The 24,790-nt window shown below is 40.7% G+C and carries 20 protein-coding genes; 8 read left to right on the top strand and 12 right to left on the bottom strand.

The features are described from left to right. Position 1: 1 nt before the first annotated feature. Both BVC88_RS17610 and BVC88_RS17605 read right to left on the bottom strand, forming a co-directional pair. A complete protein-coding gene (locus BVC88_RS17610) occupies positions 2-1,498 on the bottom strand; it encodes a S10 family peptidase (protein ID WP_075352132.1) in 1,497 nt (498 codons plus the stop codon). Positions 1,499-1,835: 337 nt separating this feature from the next. Beyond that, on the bottom strand, positions 1,836-2,243 hold the full coding sequence (locus BVC88_RS17605) for a GNAT family N-acetyltransferase (RefSeq protein WP_075352043.1): 408 nt from the start codon (positions 2,241-2,243) through the stop codon (positions 1,836-1,838). 23 nt (positions 2,244-2,266) lie between these two features. Here BVC88_RS17605 and BVC88_RS17600 point away from each other — a divergent pair, with 23 nt between their 5' ends. Then, positions 2,267-2,533 carry a hypothetical protein gene (locus BVC88_RS17600; protein WP_075352042.1) on the top strand — a complete coding sequence of 89 codons (267 nt, stop codon included), beginning with the start codon at positions 2,267-2,269 and terminating at the stop codon, positions 2,531-2,533. A gap of 99 nt (positions 2,534-2,632) precedes the next feature. Here the strand turns inward: BVC88_RS17600 and BVC88_RS17595 are convergent, their stop codons facing one another. From BVC88_RS17595 to BVC88_RS17570, 6 genes are all read right to left on the bottom strand, one after another. Further along, positions 2,633-3,052 (bottom strand): VOC family protein, encoded by a 420-nt coding sequence (locus tag BVC88_RS17595; RefSeq protein ID WP_075352041.1) that lies wholly within the window; start codon positions 3,050-3,052, stop codon positions 2,633-2,635. 47 nt (positions 3,053-3,099) lie between these two features. Further along, entirely contained in the window at positions 3,100-4,425 is a 1,326-nt protein-coding gene (locus tag BVC88_RS17590; RefSeq protein ID WP_245803674.1) for a DEAD/DEAH box helicase, read from the bottom strand. A 51-nt stretch (positions 4,426-4,476) separates the two neighbouring features. Beyond that, positions 4,477-4,845, bottom strand: a complete 369-nt coding sequence (locus BVC88_RS17585) for a DUF2116 family Zn-ribbon domain-containing protein (RefSeq protein WP_075352040.1) — start codon at positions 4,843-4,845, stop codon at positions 4,477-4,479. A gap of 88 nt (positions 4,846-4,933) precedes the next feature. Beyond that, entirely contained in the window at positions 4,934-7,594 is a 2,661-nt protein-coding gene (locus BVC88_RS17580) for a PQQ-dependent sugar dehydrogenase (RefSeq protein ID WP_075352039.1), read from the bottom strand. Between the two features lie 113 nt (positions 7,595-7,707). Next, on the bottom strand, positions 7,708-10,572 hold the full coding sequence (locus tag BVC88_RS17575) for a PD-(D/E)XK nuclease family protein (RefSeq protein ID WP_075352038.1): 2,865 nt from the start codon (positions 10,570-10,572) through the stop codon (positions 7,708-7,710). Then, the gene (locus BVC88_RS17570; RefSeq protein ID WP_075352037.1) at positions 10,565-13,783 is read right to left on the bottom strand and encodes a UvrD-helicase domain-containing protein; all 3,219 of its coding nucleotides are present in this window, start codon (positions 13,781-13,783) and stop codon (positions 10,565-10,567) included. Before BVC88_RS17570 ends, BVC88_RS17575 begins: the two co-directional genes overlap by 8 nt. A gap of 176 nt (positions 13,784-13,959) precedes the next feature. Here BVC88_RS17570 and BVC88_RS17565 point away from each other — a divergent pair, with 176 nt between their 5' ends. After that, on the top strand, positions 13,960-16,119 hold the full coding sequence (locus BVC88_RS17565) for an alpha-glucuronidase family glycosyl hydrolase (protein ID WP_075352036.1): 2,160 nt from the start codon (positions 13,960-13,962) through the stop codon (positions 16,117-16,119). 89 nt (positions 16,120-16,208) lie between these two features. Next, positions 16,209-16,700 carry a VOC family protein gene (locus BVC88_RS17560; protein WP_075352035.1) on the top strand — a complete coding sequence of 164 codons (492 nt, stop codon included), beginning with the start codon at positions 16,209-16,211 and terminating at the stop codon, positions 16,698-16,700. On the opposite strand, the gene BVC88_RS17555 is transcribed toward BVC88_RS17560, so the two are convergent. Continuing rightward, a complete protein-coding gene (locus BVC88_RS17555) occupies positions 16,697-17,533 on the bottom strand; it encodes an alpha/beta hydrolase (RefSeq protein WP_075352034.1) in 837 nt (278 codons plus the stop codon). The two genes, BVC88_RS17560 and BVC88_RS17555, sit on opposite strands and share 4 nt — an antisense overlap. Before the next feature lie 84 nt (positions 17,534-17,617). On the opposite strand from BVC88_RS17555, the gene BVC88_RS17550 reads away from it, so the two are divergent. Next, entirely contained in the window at positions 17,618-18,850 is a 1,233-nt protein-coding gene (locus tag BVC88_RS17550) for a serine hydrolase domain-containing protein (protein WP_075352033.1), read from the top strand. A 187-nt stretch (positions 18,851-19,037) separates the two neighbouring features. On the opposite strand, the gene BVC88_RS17545 is transcribed toward BVC88_RS17550, so the two are convergent. Beyond that, positions 19,038-19,871 (bottom strand): 1,4-dihydroxy-2-naphthoyl-CoA synthase, encoded by an 834-nt coding sequence (locus BVC88_RS17545; RefSeq protein WP_075352032.1) that lies wholly within the window; start codon positions 19,869-19,871, stop codon positions 19,038-19,040. Between the two features lie 108 nt (positions 19,872-19,979). Here BVC88_RS17545 and BVC88_RS17540 point away from each other — a divergent pair, with 108 nt between their 5' ends. The 4 genes from BVC88_RS17540 (at position 19,980) to BVC88_RS17525 (ending at position 23,428) form a co-directional block, all read left to right on the top strand. Beyond that, positions 19,980-21,047, top strand: coding sequence for an AMP-binding protein (locus BVC88_RS17540; protein ID WP_075352031.1), 1,068 nt, complete (start codon positions 19,980-19,982; stop codon positions 21,045-21,047). Next, positions 21,044-21,463, top strand: a complete 420-nt coding sequence (locus BVC88_RS17535) for a DUF2141 domain-containing protein (RefSeq protein ID WP_075352030.1) — start codon at positions 21,044-21,046, stop codon at positions 21,461-21,463. Before BVC88_RS17540 ends, BVC88_RS17535 begins: the two co-directional genes overlap by 4 nt. Before the next feature lie 77 nt (positions 21,464-21,540). Beyond that, positions 21,541-22,302 (top strand): hypothetical protein, encoded by a 762-nt coding sequence (locus BVC88_RS17530; RefSeq protein ID WP_075352029.1) that lies wholly within the window; start codon positions 21,541-21,543, stop codon positions 22,300-22,302. 67 nt (positions 22,303-22,369) lie between these two features. Then, positions 22,370-23,428, top strand: coding sequence for a toll/interleukin-1 receptor domain-containing protein (locus BVC88_RS17525; RefSeq protein ID WP_075352028.1), 1,059 nt, complete (start codon positions 22,370-22,372; stop codon positions 23,426-23,428). Here the strand turns inward: BVC88_RS17525 and BVC88_RS17520 are convergent. Next, positions 23,425-24,198, bottom strand: a complete 774-nt coding sequence (locus BVC88_RS17520) for an XRE family transcriptional regulator (RefSeq protein WP_075352027.1) — start codon at positions 24,196-24,198, stop codon at positions 23,425-23,427. The two genes, BVC88_RS17525 and BVC88_RS17520, sit on opposite strands and share 4 nt — an antisense overlap. Beyond that, on the bottom strand, positions 24,195-24,452 hold the full coding sequence (locus BVC88_RS17515) for a hypothetical protein (protein ID WP_075352026.1): 258 nt from the start codon (positions 24,450-24,452) through the stop codon (positions 24,195-24,197). The genes BVC88_RS17520 and BVC88_RS17515 overlap by 4 nt, the downstream gene beginning before the upstream one ends. Positions 24,453-24,790: the final 338 nt, after the last annotated feature.

Below are 24,790 nucleotides of genomic sequence, written 5' to 3'. Positions count from 1 at the left end.
TTTACTTACGTAGGGTATCTTGAATGAATCCTTTCAGGTCTTCTCTGAAAAGTTTTGCAGAAGGCAAATGAGTATACATCATATGACCTGCTTCATAATAAGTCATAATGATTCGGTCACTTGCAGATTTTGGCAGGTTCAAATGGGCTATCGAATGCTCCACCCCATAAAATACTGTGGCTAAATCATAATATCCATTCATGATTAGAATCTTAACATTTGGATCCTTGGACAATGCATCTTCCATATCTGGGAGCGTAGTTACAGATGCATTAGCACCCCAAGAAGCAGTTCCTTCATGCTTCCAATCCCAATTAAAACCTGGTTTAGAATAGGCCGAAGTGGAATAATTCAGGTCCTTACTCACTTTCAAATCTTCGTGAAAATAATCCAAGAATCCCATGGTATATGCAGATGAAATCGCATCAGACTGTGGATCAGTAAATGAATCCATGGACATTGGGTCGAGATTAATCCCCTTATATCTTGAATCTAATCGACCGACAGTCATAGCTTCATCGCGTAGGAGTTCTTGAAAATATTCCCCGGCATTAATTCGCAAGTCAGCACGAAGCCAGATTTTAGCATCAATCCCTGTAAAGGCCTGAAGCTTATTTGCAATCATCGCTTTATCTTCTTGGGAGATATTGTTTCCCTTAAATAGCGCTGGCGCATATTCCATTTCTGTGAATTGGCGAACCTCCTCCACAAAAGTCGGAAGATCAGTTCCCTTATTTGCTACCCGATCATGATACCAAGAAGTCGCTGCCATTGTAGGAAGATAAACGACATAAGACATATCCTCATTTGGTGCGAAAAATAAGGTTCGAAGGTCAAAAACTGCTGACACCATAATTACTCCATTCAGTGCATATCCTTTTCCCAGTAAATAACTCATCACTCCGGCATTTCTAAATGTACCATAGCTTTCTCCCAAAATGTATTTAGGAGAATTTAATCGACCATGCTCTTTTAAGAACTGCATGATAAATAGACTTACGCTTCGAATATCCTGATCTACTCCCCAAAAATCCTTTCCTGTAGCCTCTCCTATTGGCACGCTTAGACCTGTTCCGACTGGATCCATCATCACTACGTCCGCCATATCCAGAATCGAAAACTCATTGTTTACCAGCTCATATGGAGCAGCTTGGTTGTAATTAGGATCATCAACGACGATTCGCTTCGGTCCCATTATTCCCATGTGAAGCCAATAGGAAGACGAGCCCGGTCCACCATTATATGCAAAAACAATAGGTCTATTTTTCTCAGGATTTTCTTTAAAATATGCCGTAAAACCGAATAAGGCTATAGGCTTATTATTCTCGTCTTTCAGCTCCATGGTTCCAGCCTTTGCATTAAGGTTGATTGTTTTACCATCAATCGTCACTGCCTGTTTGGATTCAAAAACTTGAGCTTTGGGAATAGAGTCTTCTTTTTGTTGTGCAAAACTGAAACTAGAAACTAGAAATACAGCAATTAAAATTCTGATTTTCATATGATTATATTTTGTTTTTTTAAGGCCATATGGAATCTTGTTTGGTAATCCCGAACACTTTCGGGACATTCCAATGTGTGACTTTTTGGTCATGCTCGATTTCATATAGGGTTAGATTTATTAAGATATAAATGGTTTAAGTTTTATAAGAAATTTGAAAAAGCGCCCAACTATTTCACGAGGAATATTCAGAAGACAGATGACAGTTAAACCTCTGGAAATAATAGCTGGCTAAGCTGTCCTACCGAATAATCCAATACAATCGCAATTAGTGAAATATTCTTCAATCGAACTTATTTGGATTGGTTAAGAAGGAAGTTAACCATTTTATAGAAAATCATCGCAAATGCTCTTCAGGCTTGAGTTGATAACATCGTTGATGGAGTTGAAAACCCAATTTTTGATAAAAAGCCTCGGCATTTTCTGCAGCAAAAAGAATCAACCTGGCCTCAGGTCCAGCTTTTCGAGCTTCCTCCAATAGCCTTCGGCCAATTCCTTGATTTTGATAAGTCTCAACTACTGCCAAGTCAGCAATAAAAGTCCTATAACTGAAATCACTTAAAGCTCTTATAAATCCAACTAACTTCCCTTCCACCCTTGCAGAAATCATCAGATTGGAATTACAAAGCATTCGATTCAAGAGATCCGGATTCTCCATAGGTCTTCGTTTTGATAAACCTGATTCAATAAGGATATCTATGAATTCTCTTAGTTCTAAACTATCTTCAATTTTATATTCAATCATCTACTAGAATAAATAAAAAGAGTATGTCAGGCGGAGCAGGGTTTATGAAGGATTCCAACAACAAATTAAAAGACAACCATAATTTGGGGAAAATCCGTGAAAAGCTGAGTTATTCCTCCGGAAAAAATGATCCAGACTATCGTAGTCAAGCAGACCTTAAATCAATTCAGGAAAGTATAATTCATCGATTTGCAAGGCGAAAAGAAATGAATAAAATAGGTTGGGTCTCCTTGATTGGAATCTTAATTGTGGTGACAGCTTTTCTAGTTTTTATGCTTCCTTCAAATTAGCACATCATAGACCCCCCCCCGCTTTTGCAAGGTTGTTTTTGCAAAAGGAAAAATTGGAACCACTTTAATACTTTGTAAATGATGATTTCAATAAGGAGTTTAACTTTTTGTCCTCCCTTCAACTAAAGAGTCGTAAACCGAATCTATCGGCTCCCAAAGCTCTACACTATGCCCATCAGCATCTAGGATATGGACAAATTTTCCATACTCAGTGACTTCAATTTCATCCAAAACCGTCACTCCTTCTACTTGGAGCTCTTTGATCAATTCAACCAAGTTTTCAACCCGATAATTGATCATAAAATCTTTTTCTGATGGCTGAAAATAATTCGTATCTTCTTTCATCGGTGACCATTGGGTAAATCCCTTCTGATCTGGATCCTCTGATTTTCTCCATTCAAATGCGGTACCGTATTGATCAATATTTAGTCCGAGATGTTTTTGATACCAAGACTTGGTTCTATCTGGATCCTTTACCTTGAAAAAGATCCCTCCAATGCCAGTTACTCGATTTTTCATTTGAAATTATGGTTTATTGATACCTGAAGGTAAAAAAATGAATTAATTCAATTCGCCTCTTCGACTTTTACCTTGGTTTTTTTAACGCGCTCATTTTTCAATTTTGGAAGCAGCTTCTGAACTAAATTACTTTTCACAGCCACATAGGATGCAAAATCCATGATTGTAATCAAGCCAATTTCATCAGATTTCAGTTCTCCTTTTTTTGTCAATAAGCCTACTAAGTCTCCTTTGCTGACTTTATCTTTTTTACCTACACTAAAATAAAGGCACACCCACTCCTGTCTGATTGGAGGATTTAGTTTTTCACTTACCTTCTCCTCTTCCACAAATCGATTGATGTACTCAGGCAGTGATTCGTCATTTGCCAAGATCAAATAAGCCTTTCCTTCCGCATGCATTCTTGCTGTGCGCCCGTTCCGATGAATAAAGGCATCCTCCTTAGGTGGCAATTGATAATGAATGATCTGTTTGATCTCAGGAATATCCAAGCCACGAGAAGCCAAATCTGTCGCGATTAGAAGATTCGTCACCTTACTTCGAAATCTAATTAGATTCTTCTCCCGATCTATTTGCTCCAATCCACCATGTAGGACACTGTGAGAATAATCGTAGTCGGTCAAGAGTGTACTGAGTCGATCAACCGCATCTCGGTGATTGCAAAAAACTATACCTGATTCATCCTGAAACCCTGCTACTAATCGCATTAATGTCTCACCTTTTTCTTTGCTTGAGCTATGGATTAGTCTAAGTTCCAATTTAGATTCTACCTCATCCCTAAGAAAATTAACAGTTCTATAGTCTGAAAAAGGAATAAAATCCGGCATTCGCTTCAAAGCAGTCGCAGAAGTCAACAGGAACCTTGGTTCTCCAGTCATTGACTTAAAGATGGCTTTCAATTGGTCCTGAAAACCCATTTCAAGTGATTTGTCAAATTCATCCAAGATAATAGTCCGAACTGAAGAGGGATCAAATGAACCTCGCTCCAGATGATCCGCAAGTCGGCCAGGCGTCCCGATGATCACGTCCGGAGCTTCACCGATACTTTGTGATTCGAGTTTGGAAGAATGTCCCCCGTAAACTGTACTTACCCTAAAAGGGGATTTTAATCCTTTAAAGACCTGCTCAATCTGAATAGCCAATTCTCTTGTAGGCACAATGATTAAAGCTTGTACCGCACGAATATTTTCCTGTAGGGAACTGATCAATGGGATCAAAAAAGCTATTGTTTTTCCGGATCCAGTTGGAGCTAAAAGTACAAGATGGGCGTTTTTTGCGGCCCTGGAGATAAACTCCGATTGCATTTCATTCAAACTTTCGATTGAAAGATTGCTAAGATATTGGGCAATGGGATTCTTTGTAGTTTCTGACACCCTCAAAAGTACCAAATTAGAATGAGGGTTTTCCGGGTTTCTTTACTCTAGCTATCTTTCTTTACCTTTTACTACCAAATACCAATCACCTTCCAGTTTCAAATACCCAAAATCGTAACAAAACATATATTGACTTCCTTTTTTGGTCTCGTAACTGTGGGTAAAATATTTGAATTGAAAGCCCTGAAACAACAATTTATCTTTTGTGGTCTTTCCAAGCTCCTCGCCTGACGGAATGATAGATTCTAGAATATTCCGGTTCTTTTTGAGCGCGTGATTGATATTACGGATTAAATTGTTGCTGGTCGAATTTTGCTGATTGTTGTAGGCATTTCGGCAGGAATCATCACAAAACTTCTTATCAACTCTTCCCCGAATGGAATTTCCGCATTGTAGACAGGTTCTTTGTTCTGTTGGCATATTCAAAAAAAATTTAAATGAATTTAGGGAATTAGTTTGAAATTAAATATTCCAAACCAATTCCCTAGTCATTTTTTTTAAAAATTTCCTACCTATTGAATTTCAGACTATTCAGCTGGAAAGTATTCCAAATCGAAACTTCCTGATCAGCTTTGAATACCAAATAAATATCACCCACAGAATCTGTCGACTCAATTGGCATTTCTACCGTAAACCAGCCACCTTTTGCGCCATTAGGCCTGCTTGCTTTGCTGAGTTTTTCGGTTGTTCCAAGAAGTTTTCCATTTGGGCTTCCCGACCTAAGCTCCAATTTCCCTCCAGTGTTCGTTGGGTCAATTTCTAAAGATATTCGGGTGATCTGATTCAAATCTATATTCTGCAGCATCAGCCAAGCATTATCAGCAGTGTATTTCACAAAGCTGACGTTCTCTCCGTTAGCTCTGGCTGCATCTTTCAATTGATCTGCGTTGGAAGCCATCACTTTTGGATTTCGAATCATGAGTTGACTAGTCGTAGTCAATGGACTAATGCCATTTGCTCCTTTATCCGTGTAGTTCGCCTGTACCAAATAATATCCTTCTGAGGATTTCGGATTTTCCAGTTGGTACGTCCCTCTCGCTGAAAGTTTTCCTCCACGATTAGGATCAGCAATACTGAGGATAAAGTCCACCATTTCGGAAATTTGTTGGTCTTCCAGATGGGTATGTCCAGGCATAACCCGCTCACCCCATATACCTCCACCGCCATTTTTGATTTTATTGGCCAGATAAGCTTTTGCTTTAACATCGCCTTTATATTTCTCAGAAACGGCAGTATAGTCTGGTCCTACAGATTCATTGGCGATGGCATGGCAAGCTTTGCAACCTGCTTGATTGATATATGTTTCTCCAATACTTAAGACTTCCTCTTCGTGACCTGCTTTGATCAAATCATACCCTTCGATGTAGGTAATAGTCAGGTCTATATCTGATTCGGCTATAGTCCCATCTTCTGCATCAGCAACATTTACAGCATAGTCAATTGCTTCGTTTCCAAAGAAAAAGCTTCGATTTCCTTTCCAGTCGATCTGAACACTCGGTGGCTGATTTCCTACTTTGATTTCCAAAGTCGCAAAACTGCTTTCCCCGCTTTTATCCTTTGCTGTTAGCTTGACCTGATAGGTCCCTGCTTTTTCGAAGGTAAATGATGGGTTTGCATCATTTGATTTTCCTCCTTCAACTCCAAAGTCCCATTCGTAAGTAATTCCATCTTCCAGATCCGGATCAAAAGTTCCCTCGGATGAAAACCCAACTGTCAATGGCGCTGCACCTACTTTCTTATCTGCCGCTATTTTTACTTGTGGCGCTCGATTACCTTCGGAAAAAACAATTCTATATAAACCCGAATCATCATTTTGAGCTCTCCAGTAGGTACCGTACTCAAGCATATATAAGGAACCATCCTTAGCAAATTGCATGTCAATCGGCTTATCAAATACCGTTGAAGGCATGAATCGCTCCATCGTGTCGTACTCATAATTCTCCGTCAGACTGACTGTGAAAATCCAATTTCGCATCCAGTCGAAAATGAAAACTTTCTCATTATAATAACCGGGAAATCTTACAGCTGATTTCTCATAATCCTCTCGGTAATATACAGGACCAGCCATAGCATTTCTCCCTCCTTCTCCCAGCATCGGAAATTCTTCGGAAGGACCATAGGGATACCAAATCAAGGCAGAGGTAGCTGGAGGAAGTATTTCCACCCCGGTATTATTAGGAGAAGTATTCTTTGGCGCTTTTGGGTCAAATTCATACAAGCTCTCCTGCTTTTCAAAATCGTATTTCCAATAAGGCTTGTTATTCCCCACAAAATATGGCCAGCCAAAATATCCTGCTTTAGTAGCCAAATTGATTTCGTCATGTCCTTTCGGGCCACGCCGCATCGAATCCATAGCTGCATCGGGTCCAACTTCTCCCCAAAACAAATTGCCATTTCGCTGGTCCAATGAAATTCGATAGGGATTTCGATTTCCTTTGACATAGATTTCCGGACGAGTATTTGGAGTGCCTACCGGCCAAAGGTTTCCGTCAGGAATGGAGTAAGTCCCGTCTGGCTCAGGTTTGATTCGGATGATCGAACCACGCAAATCATTGGAATTTCCTGAGCTACGTTGCGCATCAACATTCTCAGGTCTTCCGCTTCGCTCATCAATCGGATTGTAATTGTCTGATTCGAAAGGTGTGGAATCATCTCCAAGAGATAAGTAAAGATTTCCCTTTCCATCAAATTCTAATGATCCCCCAGAGTGACAACAGCCTCGGAATACGGGAACTTCAAACATGATCTTCTCCGAATTTACATCCAGCAGATTTTCCTTGAAATCAAATCTGGAAAGTCGATTGATAGATGGCCCACCGGCAGGTGCATAATAAAGGTAGATCCAATTATTTGTCGAGAAATTCGGATCCTTCGCTAATCCCAACAAGCCATCTTCTCCATCAGGATAAACATCCAGTTCCCCTACCTCAATTGTTTCAGTAGAAGCTGCCTGATAAAGTTTCAATTTCCCATTTCGCTCAATAAAAAGTACATCTCCATTATCGAGCACTTCAAGTTCCATAGGCTCATTTAGCCCTTCTACCAATGGGATTTTGGTAAACCTACTTTCTTCAGGTTTTATTGTTGCAAAGGGATCGATTGATTCTTGTTTGGTACAACTCCATAAACTCACACAGCACAATACTATCAACAGAAGCGATTTTCTCATTGGGTTATCAGGTTATTTTGAAACCATTAATATAAAGAAAGGCACTTGCTTATAAATCACATTGGTATGAATGGTCGTATTCCATCAACCAATGTACATTTCATCAAATCAACTTACCTCCCACAGATCTCTCGGTAGGCACAGTATTCACATTTTTTCAAATCATCGGTTTGGTCAAAAGGAACATCCGGATTGTAGATATCCTCCAAAAGTAATTTCAAACCAGCTTGATACTCTTCTTCAAATTGTCTGTAATCAGTTACCTCAACACCTGTTTTATAAGGTAATTTCAGTTGCAAGTAAGGATTGAAATCATCCCCGAACATTTCCCTAAGATTAAAAATCGCAGGTTTCAGAGGTAAGGTATTTCCTGAGTTAGTAGCCTGATAGATCAAGCCATAAAACATGGTTTGCATGGCGGCTTTATTTCTAGACTTATGGTCCCGATCAAAAAGCGATTCCACATCAGGAAAAGTCTTATTGTCCTGACCGGATTTATAATCGATCAACCTCACCGAACCATTATGCTCATCCACCCGATCAATAATACCTTTTAGAGAAACAACTTTCTCTCCCGATGGCGTATTGATCTTCAAGCCTGCCGTGTACTTTTTTTCTTTTTCTAGTGAAATCAATTTAAATGGAGCCGAAGCCTCGTCTATTTTCAAAATCTGATGCAGGTATTTCTGAAGCACATCTCTGGCAATCGCCATTTGACCATTCAACTTCGTATCTGCTTCACCTTCCAAGTGGTAAAACTTACGAATGGCTTTTTCAATTGCTGGAAACACCCAGTTCTTACTCAAATCCTCAAAATCTGATTTTTCCAGTAAGCTTCTTTTCTTTCTAATCGCGAAATCCTGGTATAAAAACTCCATGCTGTAGTGCGCAAGATTCCCAAAAACCGCAGCATCTATTTCCTCACTGACTTCTTCCTTTTCCTGAATATTTGCAAGATACTGTAGGTAAAATTTCAGCCTACAATCCAAGAACACACTTAAAGCAGAAGGCGAAAAGGAAGTTTCCGATTTGCCATGCTCATCTATCAAATACTTTTCGAGCAAGTTCAAAACTTCAGGTTCCTTTTGGATCGAGATGGCTTCGGGAGATTTCTGATCTATTGGAATAAAAATCACCTCCTCTTCCATCTCTCTTCCAAGCTCAACCCCCATCTGCTGCATATATCGGCTCTTTTCTCCAGCTTTCCCCTGATCCGAAGCTGTGGTATAAATCATATGAACTTCCTCTGCACTGTGCAAAAGCCGATAAAATGTATAGGCATAGATCGAGTCGTTTTGCTCTTGCACCGGCAATCCAAAGGCTTTCCGGATATTAAATGGGATCATCGAATTCAGACCCGCGGAAGGCGGAAAGCTATCCTCATTCATATTGCAAATGATCACTCGCTTAAAGTCAAGATTTCTGGATTCCAACACACCCATGATCTGCAAACCCTGAAGCGGCTCTCCTTCAAAAGGCAATTTGACCTCTCGGAAAATCTGACGAAAAAGCCGGATGAAAAATTCACGGTTGATGGTAAGAATATCCTGACCCGTAAAAATCTCTCGCAATCGGGTTAACTGCTTAAAGCATTGATAAAGATAGGAACGCTGCAAAGGCTCGTCCTCCAATCGATCCGCCAAAGCTTCCATCAAATTGGCCAGATAAGGAAAAAGGGAATCATTTTCCAACTTCTGGAAGATCAGCTGATAGAGCTCTCCACCTTGATGTAGCTTTTCTGCCGAAATGTAAATCTTATTCAAGAGTTGCATTTCAGCCATCAATTTCGCTGCAAAGTCTGGATTGACACTTTTTAGATAAATCGAACTCAATAGATTTTTAACGGCCGTATGATAGAACAAAAGTTTTCCGTCTTCCACTTTGAGGTAACGCTGCATTTCAAGCACTGCTTCCAAAAAGGAGTACACAGGTGCATTTTTCACCGGATATCCCATGGTAACATTCACCTTGTTCACCTGCTCGGGTAAGGTATGAAGGATAGGAAAAAGCATCTGCTCATCTGGCAAGATCACTACGGTTTCTTCCCAAGCTTCTCCGGCTGTGATTTTCTCCAAAATCGAACCTACCAAATTTGCCTGATTGGTCTTCAGAGGTGTAGCATAGGTCTTAATCTTTGCCTTTCGGTCCTCAATCTGAGTAGGAATATTTTCCGGAAAAGTTGGCCCAAAGATCTTGTCTTTTTGATAATCACGGAAAAACAAACCTGCCTCCTGAACTTTATCTTCTAAATAATAGGCATCTATATCCCAATAGATTTTTGCTCCAAACTCAGTGATGTAATGTTTGATCAATGCCTCTTCTGTGCCAGTGAAAGCATTGAATCCAATGAAATGATGTACTTTCTCTGGGCGGGAAATAGTATCTAGAGATTCCGCAACTTTCCGATATAACATGCCAGAATAGGCTAAGCCAGATACTGCCAATGAAGCCTGAAAACTGGTATAAAGCGGACTTAGCAATTGCCAAAACTTCAAAAACTTCTCTTGATGATCGCGATCCTGATTTACAAATGATGCCCAAAATTGCCTGATTAATGCGATTTGACTCTCGGTCAAAAAACTTAAATCCGACTCCAATTCTTTGATTTCAGAAAGGTGATGATAGAGTTTACTTGCATTTGCCATGAATTGATCCACATCATTGAAATCCTTCAAGATCATTTCTCCCCAGAAATAAAACCGATCAAAGGTCTCGGCTTCGGGGTTGAGATCCTGATAAACGCTATACAATTCAAATATCAGGGTCAAGTCATCTGCGGGGCGATTTCCTGCCAAGTCATAGAAAATCTCCTCAATCGTTTTCACTTCCGGCATCCAGGTAGGTTCGCTGATCAAACTCCCTAGGTGTTGAGTAAAAAACAACCCAGCTCTTCTATTGGGCAAAACCACGGTGAGCTTTTGAAGATCAACTCCACTTTCGAGGATCTCTTTGGCAGTATTTCTTAAAAAACTATGCATAAACTTCTTCGATAACTCCCGTTTCTAAATAACATAAGTAGCCCTTGCTTGGCTTTTGGGCTAGTTTTGAAACCAATCCCATATATTCCCGAACTTGATCGGCGTAGCGACTATGCGCTTCACCAGTTTTAAAATCCACGATCAGCGCTTCCTTTTCATGGAGTATTATTCGATCCGGTCTTTTCTGCTTTCCTCCTGGAAGAAGAATTCCCTGTTCGGCCAAGAGAATTCCTTTGGTTCCAAACCATGAAGCAAAAAGCGGATTCGTAAACAGATGGTCTAATTGTCGCTCCACTAGCTGCTTTTCTTCCTCATTCAGCCTTCCATCAAAGTAAAATGCTTGCAAATTCTGCAAGGCAGTGTCTTTGTCGGCTGATAACTCCAAGATCTCATGCACGATCAAGCCAAACTTCTGCTTTTTCCGCTGCTCCATTCCTTCCATAGAAAAATCAACTGCATACTTTTTAAGCGTCAGTACTTCAGACCAATTTTTATAAGCCCAGCGAAGTTCTGGAGATTTCTTAGGCTGAAGTTTTTTTTCCTGATTATCAGGCCAATCTCCAAATTCAAATATTTTTGACTCTGGGTCATAAAGTGACATCAGACTAAGTTTAGATTCAGGATCGGTATGAGACTGAATCAATTGCTGGAGCTGTACTTCCATGGAGTTTTGCGAACCAATTTTCTCTTTGTAAGGAATAAAACCAAAAAATACATCCTCCGCCCTAGTGAGCGCCACATAAAGCATATTCAAACTGTCCAGATAAGCCATCGTTGCTTCTTCTGCATAAGCCTCACGGAAGTCAGAATTCGCTAAATCTCCAGATAGGTTCAGGGGAATAATAGCCGAAAGTCCTTTCTCATGGTCTTCAAATGGAGACCAGACTACATTTCCTTTGTTGGTATCAAATATCGTCCACTTCAGATACGGCATCACTACCACCTTAAATTGTAGCCCTTTTGATTTGTGAATCGTCAGAATTCGCATGGCATTATGCCCTTCAGGAATTTTGACGGTTCGCTTGGTCTGATTGATTTCCCACCATTCCAAGAATCCACTCAGATCTGCCCGATTATTGGCAGTAAAGTCATATACAGCTTCCTTGAATCCGGAGATATAAGCTTTCTCTAAACCTAATTCCATCAGACCCAGCACCTGAATCAACTCCTCCAAAGCCTCCATTAGTGGCAACTGGAGCATCAGAATCTCTTTTTCTTTGAAAGCTTTCACTTGCTCTTCCAAATAGGCTGGCATTTTATCCAATGCAAAAAGCTCGTGCTCAACAGGAGCATCCATCAAAACGGCTAAGTAGTACCACATCGTTTTGTACTGAACTTTATCAGCAGGATTGTGCAAGTAATTGAAGCCAGAAATCAAAGCTTTCACCGAAGCTGCTTTGTTCAGATACATGGATTCATCCGAAAGCACGTCGAAGCTATAAGCAGAGTCTGGATGTTCGGCAGCATAGCTCATCAGACAATCTGCGATCGCCTCGCCCTCTGATTTTCTTCTTACCAGAAAAGCGATGTCCTCGAGCTCATACCCATGATCCTGTAACTCCATAACCAGATCAGGTAATTTTGATAAGACTACCTCATCGAAATTACCTTCTTCCTCCTCACTTTTTGGATCGATGAATTCAAGCTTAACCTTTCCTTTGAAGTCAGACTTTTCCTTTTTTGGAGAAATTTTCTGGAAGGAGTCCGAATAGGCCTGAGATAGGATCTGAGGATTTTCAACACCATAACTCGAGCTCAAAACCTGCTCCATTGCCTGTGGTAAAGCCTTAAAGACCGCATTATTGAAATTGATGATGTTTGGAAGGCTTCGGAAATTCGTGTCCAGATTTTCCAATTGAATAATTTCCTTCCCCATATCATCCTCCACCTGCGAAAGCAATAATTTCATCTCTCCTCCCCTCCAGCGATAGATGGACTGCTTCACATCCCCCACCAGCAAATTGGTTTGACCTTGCCCAAGCGAGTTTTCTAGCAATGGCTTGAAACTATCCCACTGAAAACCTGAAGTATCCTGAAATTCATCGATCAGGTAGTTTTTATACTGATTACCGACTTTTTCATAGATGAAAGGCGTATCATTTCCTTTGGTGATTTCTTTCAAAAATTCATTGGCATCCGAAATTAACAAGATATTCTCCTCGTCTTTGATCAGTGTAAGTTCATCGAGAAGATTTCTAAAAACCCCATAGACATAGCTGTTTTTTGCAATCGCCTGCAGCGTATTCCACTTGCCAGTTAATGCCAAAATCTGATGCAAAATCTGATTCAAGCCTTGATCATAAGCAGCTAAAATCGCATCGATTTGTTTACTCGTCTTGGTAAACCAGGCATCCGGTTGATCAATTTTACTGATCTGCGAATCCGAAAGAACTGGAAAAGGCTGATTTCGATCGCCAAATTTCTCAAACAGCCTTACAAAGGATCTGGAACCTCCAGCAAAATCCGTCCATTCCAAACCATTTGCAATTCTTATCAAATCAGCTTGATTCCCTAATTCCTTTGAGATTTTAACTAGCTCATTTTTCCGCTCTCGAACAAAAGACTGCAGCAACGTAATATTTTCCTTATCCTTCAGAAACTCCTTGATTTCGGGAGCATATTTCTTGAAATCTTCCTGAAAAATCTGCTGTCCAAGACCTCGGATATTTCGTCTGATATCCCAGGACTTTCCATTTTGAATCTGATCGTAAGCATAATCTACCAGCCATTTGTGTAGAAATTCATCTTCCATGACAAGCATCACTACTCGATCCACAACCCGCTCCAAAACTGCCAATTGATCCAATTCTACATCAAATTTGGCATTTAGATCAATTTCTCTGGCAAAAGCCCGAACCACTTTTTGGAAAAAGCTATCAATCGTACTTACCGAAAACCGACCATAATCATGAAGAATTGCAGTAAGTGTCTGCTGGGCCAAAACCTTCAATCCAGACTCATCCACGCCAAGAGAAGACATTAACTCTCGATCCATTTTTTCGGAGGGATCAACTTGATTTCGCAGTCTTTTCAACTCAGAAATAATCCGCTCCTTCATCTCCTGAGTAGCCTTATTGGTAAAAGTGACAGCAAGAATTTGCTTGAAAGCATGCGGGCTTTGCAATGCTAGTTTGAGGTACTCCAATGTAAGGGTATAGGTTTTTCCTGAGCCTGCGGAGGATTTGTAAATGATGAAAGGTCTTTGATTCATAGAGAAAAAGTAAGGCAACTAAGATAAGGAAGCAGATTTATTTAAGACTCAAGAATAATTTGGATTGACAAAAAATGTCGGATTTAAAGCCACATATCTCCCTAAGTTTCCTTTGGACTAGTGCTTATTTGAAATACTGAAAATTCTTTTCCAACTTCCTTCCAAAATCAATTTCAATGAAAATCTTATTCTCGTTTTTACTCTGGATAGCAATTTTCTTTCCCTCATTTTCAAATGATGGCTATAAGCTTTGGCTCGATTATCAGCCTATAACTAATCCAACAATCAAAAAAGATATGGCTGATTTGATGTCAGGTGTATTCATTTTTGGGGAAGATCCCACCTATCAAGTCATCCGAAATGAGCTGAATTTAGCCTGTCAAAAAATGATCCTGGAGGCTCCGACCTTCAATACTTCAGATAAAACGAAAGCACAATTTTGGTTGGGTACCAGAACACAAATGAGCCAGTTTCTTTCAATGACTGAGCAAGTCGAAATCAAAGCCTTAGGAGAAGACGGATACTGGATGGGACCTGTTGAAGTAAATGGAAAAACACACTATGCAATCATAGGTAATAGACCAGTAGGAGTTTTGTATGGAGTGTATAATTTGATGAAAAGCATTCAAACTGAAACTTTTGATAAAAGTCTTTTAATATCTGATTATCCGAAGGTTAAACTTCGTATGCTCAACCACTGGGACAACTTAGATAAGACTGTCGAACGAGGCTATGCCGGTGCTTCCATTTGGGATTGGCACAAGCTTCCGGGCTACGTCGATCCGCGCTACATTGAGTATGCTAGGGCAAATGCATCGCTAGGAATCAATGCCGTTTCAGTCACAAATGTCAATGCAAAAGCTATTGTCTTGACCACTGACTTTATGAAAAAAGTAAAGGTTTTGGCAGACCTTTTTCGGCCTTATGGGATCAAGGTTTTTCTTACTGCGAGATTCTCTGCTCCTATGGAAATTGGCGGTTTGGAGACTGCCGACCCACTCGATCCGAAGGTCAAGGATTTCTGGCAAAAGAAAACAGATGAGATTTATTCCTACATCCCGGACTTTGGTGGATTCTTAGTCAAGGCCAATTCCGAAGGCCAGCCCGGACCTCATGAATATGGAAGAAATCACGCCGATGGTGCCAACATGCTTGCAGCTGCTTTGGCTTCGCATCAGGGGCTTTTGATCTGGCGCGCATTTGTTTATTCCCATGAAGTGGACGAAGACCGTCACAAGCAGGCCAATATTGAATTCGAACCCTTGGATGGGAAATTCATGAATAATGTGATCCTTCAAGTGAAAAATGGAGCAATCGATTTTCAGCCAAGAGAACCCTTCCATCCGCTTTTTGGAGCATTGAAAAAAACTCAAGTAGGAATGGAATTCCAAATCACACAGGAATACCTTGGACAAGCCACGCAATTAGTGTTTCTAGCGCCTATGTGGGAGGAAGTACTGAAATCTCAAACCTTCACCCCAAAAGCCAATTCAACAGTTTCATCAGTCATTGAAAGCCCTGTAAGTGAAAAAGCAATCACCTTGATGGCCGGGGTTTCTAATATCGGGACAGATCGCAATTGGACTGGACATCTGTTTGGTCAAGCCAATTGGTATGCCTTCGGAAGACAAGCCTGGAATCCGGAAATCAATTCTGCAGAAATCGCCAACGAATGGATTAAATTGACCTTCGGTCAAAACCAAGTTATGGTGGAGAAAATCAGCCAAATAATGCTTCAATCGCATGAGGCAGCCGTTGATTACATGACTCCGCTTGGCTTGCACCATATCATGGGCAGAAGTCACCACTATGGCCCTGCGCCTTGGGTGACAGGCGGAAGAGCGGATTGGACCTCGCTCTATTATCATCGGGCAGATAGCTTAGGAATTGGTTTTGACAGAACGAGTTCAGGTACTGATGCGCTAGCCCAATATGCTTCTGAAATAGAAAATGAATGGTCAGATCCTCATCAAATTCCGGAGAAGTACTTGCTTTGGTTCCATCATGTGCCTTGGGATTTTAAATTAAAAGACGGCAATACGCTTTGGAATGGCTTAGCTAATCATTACGATCGAGGGGTAAAGTCTGTCCGGGAAATGCAACAAACTTGGAAGAGTTTGGAATCTGTAATTGATCCAGAACGCTGGGATCACGTCAATCAACTGCTGGCAATCCAAGAAACGGAAGCAGTCTGGTGGAGAAATGCCTGCTTGCTTTACTTTCAGACCTTTTCCAAACTTCCATTTCCAAGTGAAATTGAGCAGCCTAGCGGTGATTTAGAGTATTACAAAAGCTTACAGTTTCCTTATGCGCCTGGAATAAAGCCGAACTGGTAAATTGAATTTGAGCGATTAAAAAATTTAATTAGTGGACAAAAATTTCTATGTAGTTCTATGGTAGCTGCATCACTCAATACCTTCTGATTATGGAATTACCCAGTTATACTATCCCTTCCGCCACTAGGATTGGTCACATTCATTTGAAAGTCACAGACATCCAAAAATCATTGGATTTTTATCTGGGCTTATTGGGGTTTGAGTTGGTTACCATGTATGGAAAAGACGCCGCATTTATTTCTGCAGGGGGATATCATCATCATATTGGATTGAATACCTGGCAAAGCAAAGGAGGTAAACCTGCCCCAAAGAACACTGCAGGATTATTTCATACCGCCATCTTACTTCCAACAAGAAGAGACTTGGCAGTTTTGCTGCAAAGATTGATTGACGCAAAATATCCACTTACTGGCGCTGCAGATCACGGAGTTTCCGAAGCAATCTATTTAGATGATCCAGATGAAAATGGCGTTGAATTGTATTGGGATAGACCAAAAGCAGAATGGCCTGTGAATTCGGACGGAAGCATCATGATGTACACTAGGCAATTGGATGTGGAAGGTCTTTTAGCCGAAATTTAAATTCTATCCTTTATCCAATCCACTATCAAATCCATCACCTCTTCTCGATCCGAATCATTGATCAATTCATGGTAGCCCCCTGGAAAAATCTTGATTGTTTTATCCTTAGATCTCGCTTTTTCAGCCAACATTTCGGAGCCTTTGGGATTAGTTAAGCCATCAGCAGAACCGTGGATTAGCAGCATTGGAAGCTCAAATTCTCTTCCATTCTCTTGAATGCTTTGCATCATGACTAATAATTCGTTTCCTGTTCTAGCGGGAATCGGATCGGTGTAAATTAAGGGGTCACTCAGGTATTTTTCTACTTCAGCCGGAATTCTTGAAATTTTTGAGGCATCTAATTTCAAGGCTTTGAATCGGGGGAAAAACTTACTGATTATCCCTCCTACTGCAATCAAAATTTTTGAGGTGCCTTCCGCTTCCTTGATTGCCGGCGAACTCAAAATCACCCCAGCAGCCTCAGGTTTAAAATCTAATACATAAGCAGCTACCAATCCTCCTCCCATACTGTGCCCATATAAAAATGCTGGCACCCCCGGCACATAGCTTTTCACTTTTCCAAAGAGCGCATCAATATCCTTGAGGTAATCTTGATACGATTCAAAAAACGCATCTGGCTTCCCATTCGCTGACTTTCCATGACCTCTCCCATCGAAGGTAAAGACTGAAACCCCCAATTCGACTAGCTTTTCAACCAAGTGCATGTAGCGACTGCTATGCTCTCCCAGGCCATGAACCAGGAGTAGGCTAGCTTTTGGAGATTCTGTCATCCAAGCTTGGAGGTAGAGTTTCTTACCATCATGGGTTTGGTAGGAGGTTTCGAGATGTTTCATCTTATCAAATTAGGAAAAAGAACCAAAAGGGAATTAAATTCAGGCAAAATGACCAATTTTTGATTAAACAATAATCCCAAAATAATGATCAAATCGTACTTCAAAGTTTTATTTATTTCCCTTTTTCTGCTCAATACTGGCGCTTTTGCCCAGACTATGGCAGAAAAACATCATGCCACCTCGGCTATTTCCCAAGAAAGAATAGCTCGGTATGATACCTACCTCCAAAATGAAGTGGATCAAGGAAGGCTTGCCGGAGCGGTAACCCTGATCTATAAAAATGGCGAAAAAGCACATGAGAAAACGATAGGTTACTCAGATCTTGAATCTAAGTCAAATATGAAATCTGATCAGATTTTCTATATCCAATCCATGACCAAGCCAATCGTCACTGCTGCATTCATGATGCTTTATGAAGAAGGGCATTTCTTCCTCAATGATCCTGTAGAGAAGTATTTACCTTGGTTTAAAGACCTGAAAGTGGCTGTAGATCCAAGCAAAGGCATAGCCGGAGGAACTGTTCCTGCAGAATCCAAAATAACTATGGCTATGCTCTTAAGTCATACTTCCGGACTTTCTCATGGCATAGCTGCCGGAAAACTGGAGGAAGAAATCAGAAATGCTATTTATAGTCCCACGCATGAGAATATTGAAAGTAGAATAAAAACAATGGTAACCATGCCCCTGATCGGTCAACCAGGGAAGCAATGGTACTACTCTGCTTCTCCTGATGTACTTTCTCTACTGATTGAAAGATTTTCAGGAATGACTACAGCAGCCTTTTTACAGCAAAGGTTATTTGATCCACTGGGTATGAAAGACACGGGATATAATCTCAATGAAGCACAAGCAAGTAGAATGGCAACGCTGCATACCTACAATGAAGATGGCAAACTGATCAAAGCCCCGAATCAAACTCCTACTTCAGGAAATAAAGTTTTTGCCGGTGCAAATGCGCTATTCAGTACTGCGGCCGATTATGCCAAATTTGCGCAAATGCTCCTCAATGGAGGCGAATGGAATGGAAAGCAATACCTCAGCCCAAAGACCGTCGAAATCATGACTATGGATCAGACCAATGGGCTTTATAAGGCACCCGGTCAAGGTTTCGGGTTTGGTTTTGGAGTGATGACCGATGTGGCAGATGCAAAATCATTAGGATCTGAGGGTACTTATTATTGGAGTGGTGCTTATTGTACCTACTTCTTTATAGACCCTAAAGAAAATCTGATCTCTATCATGATGACTCAAACCGCCCCTTTTAGCGGATTTTACGATCAAAAAATGAGGCAAATGGTTTATCAGGCGATTGAGTAGAAAAAAGTATTAAGACGTTAGTAGTTAGATTTAAGATCTTAGAAAATAGATTTTGGATGCCAGAACGAGAGTGATTACTTTCTCAGTATTTTTCTCGTAAACCACAATCCTTTATTTTTAGCGCAAAACCTCCTATTCTCCCATCTTTTAGTATCTAGCTACTAACGTCTCTCTACTAAGATCTTCCCTACGGAATCCACTTATTCGCTCCGAAATTCGGCTTTCGCTTTTCCAAAAAGGCATTCCTACCTTCTTTAGCTTCTTCGGTGCCATAGGCTAAACGAGTTGCTTCTCCCGCAAATACCTGCTGACCAACCATTCCGTCATCCGTCAGGTTCATCGCAAACTTCAACATCTTGATGGAAGTTGGGGACTTGGCCAAAATCTCCTGAGCCCATTCATAAGCCGTGGCTTCCAATTCATCATGAGGAATTACGGCGTTTACCATTCCCATTTCATAGGCATCCTGTGCGGAATAATTTCTTCCCAAGAAGAATATCTCACGAGCTTTCTTCTGTCCGACCATCTTTGCTAAATAGGCCGAACCATATCCTCCATCGAAGCTGGTCACATCAGCATCCGTTTGCTTGAAGATCGCATGCTCCTTGCTCGCCAGCGTCAAATCGCAAACTACATGAAGGGAATGTCCTCCTCCTACTGCCCAACCTGGAACTACCGCAATCACCACTTTGGGCATAAAGCGAATCAAGCGCTGTACTTCCAGGATATTCAATCGGTGGTACCCATCTTCTCCCACGTAACCTTGATCTCCTCTTGCTTTCTGATCACCGCCTGAGCAAAAAGCCCAACCCCCATCTTTTTTGGAAGGTCCCTCACCGGAAAGCAAAACCACTCCAATAGAAGTGTCTTCCTGAGCATCGTAAAAAGCGTCGTAAAGTTCTGAAGTGGTCTTTGGGCGAAATGCATTGCGAACCTCTGGTCGGTTGAAAGCAATCCGGGCTACTCCGTTGCATTTTTTGTAAGTGATATCTTCGTATTCTTTTGCAGTGATCCAGTCCATAATAGTAAAATTGATAGCAAATGGTAATTTTTGGCAAGATAACAGCCTTCGCTGGAATTTGTTGATTGACTAGTACCTTTGAAAAAGGATTAAGACTTTTACTCCCCCATGTTCCAACTCAAATTTCAAAATCAGACCTTTTCTACCGTTGCTGACTTTAAGCATCAGCCATCGGATCTACCTGATTTTGCCAGATCTGCATTTGAATTTTGCAGAGATTGGTTGGAAGGAAAAGATTTTTTTCAACAAAAAACCTCTGGTTCAACCGGAACTCCAAAAATCATCCGCTTAGAGCGAAGTCAAATGATCGCAAGTGCCTTGGCTACAAAAGGTTTTTTCGGGACCGGGGAAAACACAAAAATGGGTTGTTGTCTCAATCCCGAATACATCGCCGGAAAGATGATGCTTGTCAGAGCCATGGTCTGGGAAAGTGAAATCGAATTAGTCGAAGCCAGTTCAAATCCTATGTCTGAAATATCTGAAACTCCAGATTTTCTGGCAATGGTCCCTTTGCAAGTGGAGCAAAGTTTAAGTGAGAAAGGATCGCTTGAACAACTTCAAAAAGTAAAAAATCTCATCATAGGAGGTGCTCCGCTTTCGGAAAATTTAAAAGCCCGAATTGTTAAAAGCGGAATTCATGCCTTTCAGACTTACGGAATGACCGAAACAGTCTCCCACATCGCCCTAGCTAAAATTACGGCAGAACACATGACCTACCGGACTTTGCCGGGAGTTGTGATCGGAGTGGATGAAAGAGAAGCCCTCTGGATCAAGTCACCGATGTCGGGCCCTTTGCCAGTCCAAACAAATGATCAGGTGATTTTACTTTCCAAAAACACTTTCCAGTGGCTTGGGAGAGTGGATTTTGTGATCAACTCAGGAGGAGTGAAAATTCATCCGGAAATTCTGGAAGCCAAAGCTTCAGGAATTATTGAAAAGTTTCTGCCAGATTCTCAATTTTTCTTTGCGGGAATCAAAGATGAAAAACTTGGTGAAAAAGTAATATTGCTCATTGAGGGAACGGAATTGGATAGTAACTCATTAGGCGATTTAAAAGATAAATTGAAGGCTGAGTTGAACCGATTTGAAAATCCAAAGGAGATATTTTTCGTAAACCGTTTTACCCGAACTCCAAGCGGAAAGCTTGACCGAAATAAAACAGTTCAAAGCCTATGAAACTCTTGTTAATAACATGTTTTGCATCTATCCTTTTTTTGAATAATGCACAGGCACAGCTTAATTTAAATGTTGTGAATATCAACGCTAACAAGGGAATTATTCAGGTTTTGATTTTCAAAAGTCCGGATGGTTTCCCCGAAGAAATCAAGAAAGCGGTAAAATCATTGAGCATTCCGGTTAAAAACTTTTCAGCTTCTGTAGTTATTGAGGATCTTTCTCCCGGAAAATACGCAATCTCACTTTTTCATGACGAGGATGGAGACGGGAAACTCAAAAAAAACTCAGTTGGACTTCCAATCGAACGATACGGTTTCTCAAATAATCCAACACTTTTCTTTGGCCCACCAAGTTTTTCGAAGTGCGCTTTTTCAGTAAACTCGAGCCCGGTTTTGATAGAAATAGCATTGAAATAGGGAAAGACTTAAAACTGCCTTTTCGCTTTAAAAATTAAATTGCTTCAAAAAACTTACTTTTGCGGAAAGAATCAGGCATGACTAAGAACAATACTCCCACCAACGGCATAGTAATCGAATACGATTCAGGAATCATCCCTCCTCCTCATAGCCACGTTTTCAGAATCGCTGTAGACTTGAATTCCAAGCCTCTAAAAATCGAATTGGACTTGCATTATACTGATCGGGAAGAACTTAGTGATGAAGAAATCTTTGATGAGGGTTTCACCATGGATGATGATTTTTCATTTAAAGGTGAAATTGACGCAGTCTGGACGGATGTGATTTCCAAGTTTTACTCCTCTGCTAAGTGGTCCGGCAAATCCCTTTCGGAAGCAGGAATCACCATTTCGCCTATTGAATCCGGAAAAACAGGGAAAGCCAAGGTGCCTGCAGATCAGGAAGGTTGGCTGATACTCGCTCAAAATCTTATTCAGGCAATCTATGAGACGAATAAAAAGGAATTGCCATTGACTGTAAAATACCGATGGGTAGAAAATGACTCTGTCAAGGATTGCTCCCTCACCGTACATTTCAGCAATCGGGAGGTGATTTTTACCACAGGAAATGAATCACGAAATCTTAACTGGGACTATGCTATTCAGCTAGTCAAAACAATTTATACTCCGGATTATCATTATGATCTGGCAAAAGAGGAACCGGGTAAAAAGCGTGGCAGCTATATCAATTGTGGAGATGGCTATTGGCATGAACTTGGAAAAGGAGTAGAAAACATTGATTCTTCATACGATGCCGTTGGCAAGATCAAGGAAGGATTTGAAATACTTTTGAAGGAATAAAAGCACTGCATTTGCAAATCTTAACCTGATTTTTTTAACTTTAACTAGTTTAAAATCAGGTTTTTTTATGGGTAAGAATAAAATTTTTATTAGTTATCGCCAAAGTGATACGCAAAGCGAAGCTAGTCGTCTCAAGGAAAATCTGGAAGATGTTTTCGGCGAAGAAAATGTCTTCTTTGATATCGAAACACTTGAGCCCGGGTTGAATTTTGCAAAGGCGATTGAAAAAACAATCCGTCAAAGTGCGGTCGTTTTGGTTTTGATTGGAGAGACTTGGACTGAGGTAAAAGATGAAGAAGGAAATCTCCGCCTTTTCAAGGAAGATGACTGGGTGAGAAAAGAAGTCGCTTTGGCACTCGAAATGGAAGACACCCGCGTCATCCCTGTGCTGGTAAAGGATGCAAAGAAGCTTACAGCAAGTCAACTCCCCGATAATATCAAGTCCCTTGCTGATTATCAATGGGCAGAACTTACTATCCCTAGATGGAGAAGTGATGTGGAAAAGTTGATTGCTTCCCTGGAAAAGATCATCCCTCCAGTCAAAAAAGAGCCAGAAAAGAAGAAAGTTATTTTACCTCCTCCTCAACCAAAAAGTTGGTGGGCGAAAAACTACCTATGGGTACTTGGGATTTTTGTGGTGATTATTATCATTGCTTCCCTGCCTGATAACAACAATCAGGAGAATCTGCCCATAGAATCAAACATAACGGCTGTAGAAGAAGATGAACAATTCAACCAAGAGGAAATCCAACGGCTAAGAGAAAGTAATCCTACAGGAACAGAAATCTACAATAGTCTGGAATTAGAAGAAGAAGTTCCTCCAATCAGCGCAGAATTTAATTACTCCGGCAAATGGTGGGTTTGGGAAAACGGTATTCGATCTGGATATTTTTTGATTAGCCAAAACGGTAATTACTTCAATTTCGAGTACTATTACTTTGACCAAAAAGTAGGTGAAGGCACTGGGGAATATAATGGCACTTACCTGTACAGCACTGCTTTCAATGTTTATGGTGATACCAATCAATACGGATTTACCTTCGGATCATATGACCAAGGCCAAAGTTGGGAAGGACAGACTTTTGTAAATGGGATAGCGACAAATGCAAGCCTGATTCATGATTAACCTTTAATCCGTCTCAAATCCGCTTTAATATCTTGGATCATATCGCCTAAATCTTCCAGAGTAAGGGCTTTTTTCTTGTCGCCCGGATTAGGGAAATCACTGCTTATAAAAGCCTTTGCTTCCCAAACTTCCAGCACATCTTCTCCTTTTACTTCATAAGGCTTGTAGTGTTCATTATCTGAAGCTAAAAATAGCTTGCCATTATCTGCCAGATAGTTGAACACACGCTTATACACCACTCCTTCAGTTTGAGTGACTAGGATATAGGTTCTGCCACTTTTGATTTGGTTTAACTGCTCCACATAGGAACCAATGACAATCGTACCCGGTATCAATGGCAACATAGAGTCCCCGGCCAATTCAAAAGCTCTATAGGTGCTTTGTCGGGATAAACTGGGAAGATTAAACTGGGGCAGTTGCTCCATATACTCCGGATCGGCATACCCGTTTAGATATCCTGCAGAGGCTTTTTGGCCTACCAGCGTAATATTTTCCTTGTCGTCTTCATTCGTAGCGATCGTAAGAATATTTATCCCCCGCTTTTGAATGGCTTTCCTTCCCTTGTTTTCAATATCATGGTACATCAACTCCTCCAAACCTACCTCCAGGATATCGCAAAGCTTTTGAAGCGTAGCCAATTTTGGCTCAGACCGCCCATCTTCGTAAGCCGAAATCATGGTGCGTTGTACATCCAATTGATCTGCAAGATCATTTTGGGTTATTGACTTTTGCTTTCGCAAAAAACGGAGGTTGGAAGCTAGATAGTTCATGCTGAAAAAAGATAAAAATTATGATCCTCCTGAACTTGAGGAATAGGCAAGTAAGGATTCATGCTCAATGTACTGGATTTTCGACGTTCCATTCGCTGTTTGATTTCATCGATAATCTCACCAACTGGTTTGGGCTCGCTGACAAGAAGATAGCCGTATTGGGGCTTCGCTTCGTTCTCGATAAAAAATTTCACTTGACAGTTTCCCGATGCCAAAGTTTTAGTCGTAATACTGATTTTCTCTTGATTTTCCATAGCCTTTTCTTTTACGTCAGCTAAGATATAAATGTTGCTTTAATAAACATTAGTATGATCTAAAAATTAACACTTTGACTGACAGAGCTTGTCGGAAAATTGAAAACAAAGCATTAAACACAGAATTTCAAGGCTTTGCACCAAAAGCTAAACTCACATTGGATTAAAGTATTCTGTATGAATTAAAAGCAGCAAAAAAGATTCATGTAGCATATTTCCTTTTCAATGCTCGAAATAACCGCTTAGCCAATTCTCATTCAATTCAGAAACAATTCATCGTTCCTTTGTCTTGAAAGGGTAAAAATAACTTTCTAAACCAACGATCGACTAGCCAACAC

Source organism: Algoriphagus marinus (genome assembly GCF_001936475.1).
GTDB lineage: Bacteria > Bacteroidota > Bacteroidia > Cytophagales > Cyclobacteriaceae > Algoriphagus > Algoriphagus marinus.
This window is presented reverse-complemented; position numbering and strand designations above follow the sequence as displayed.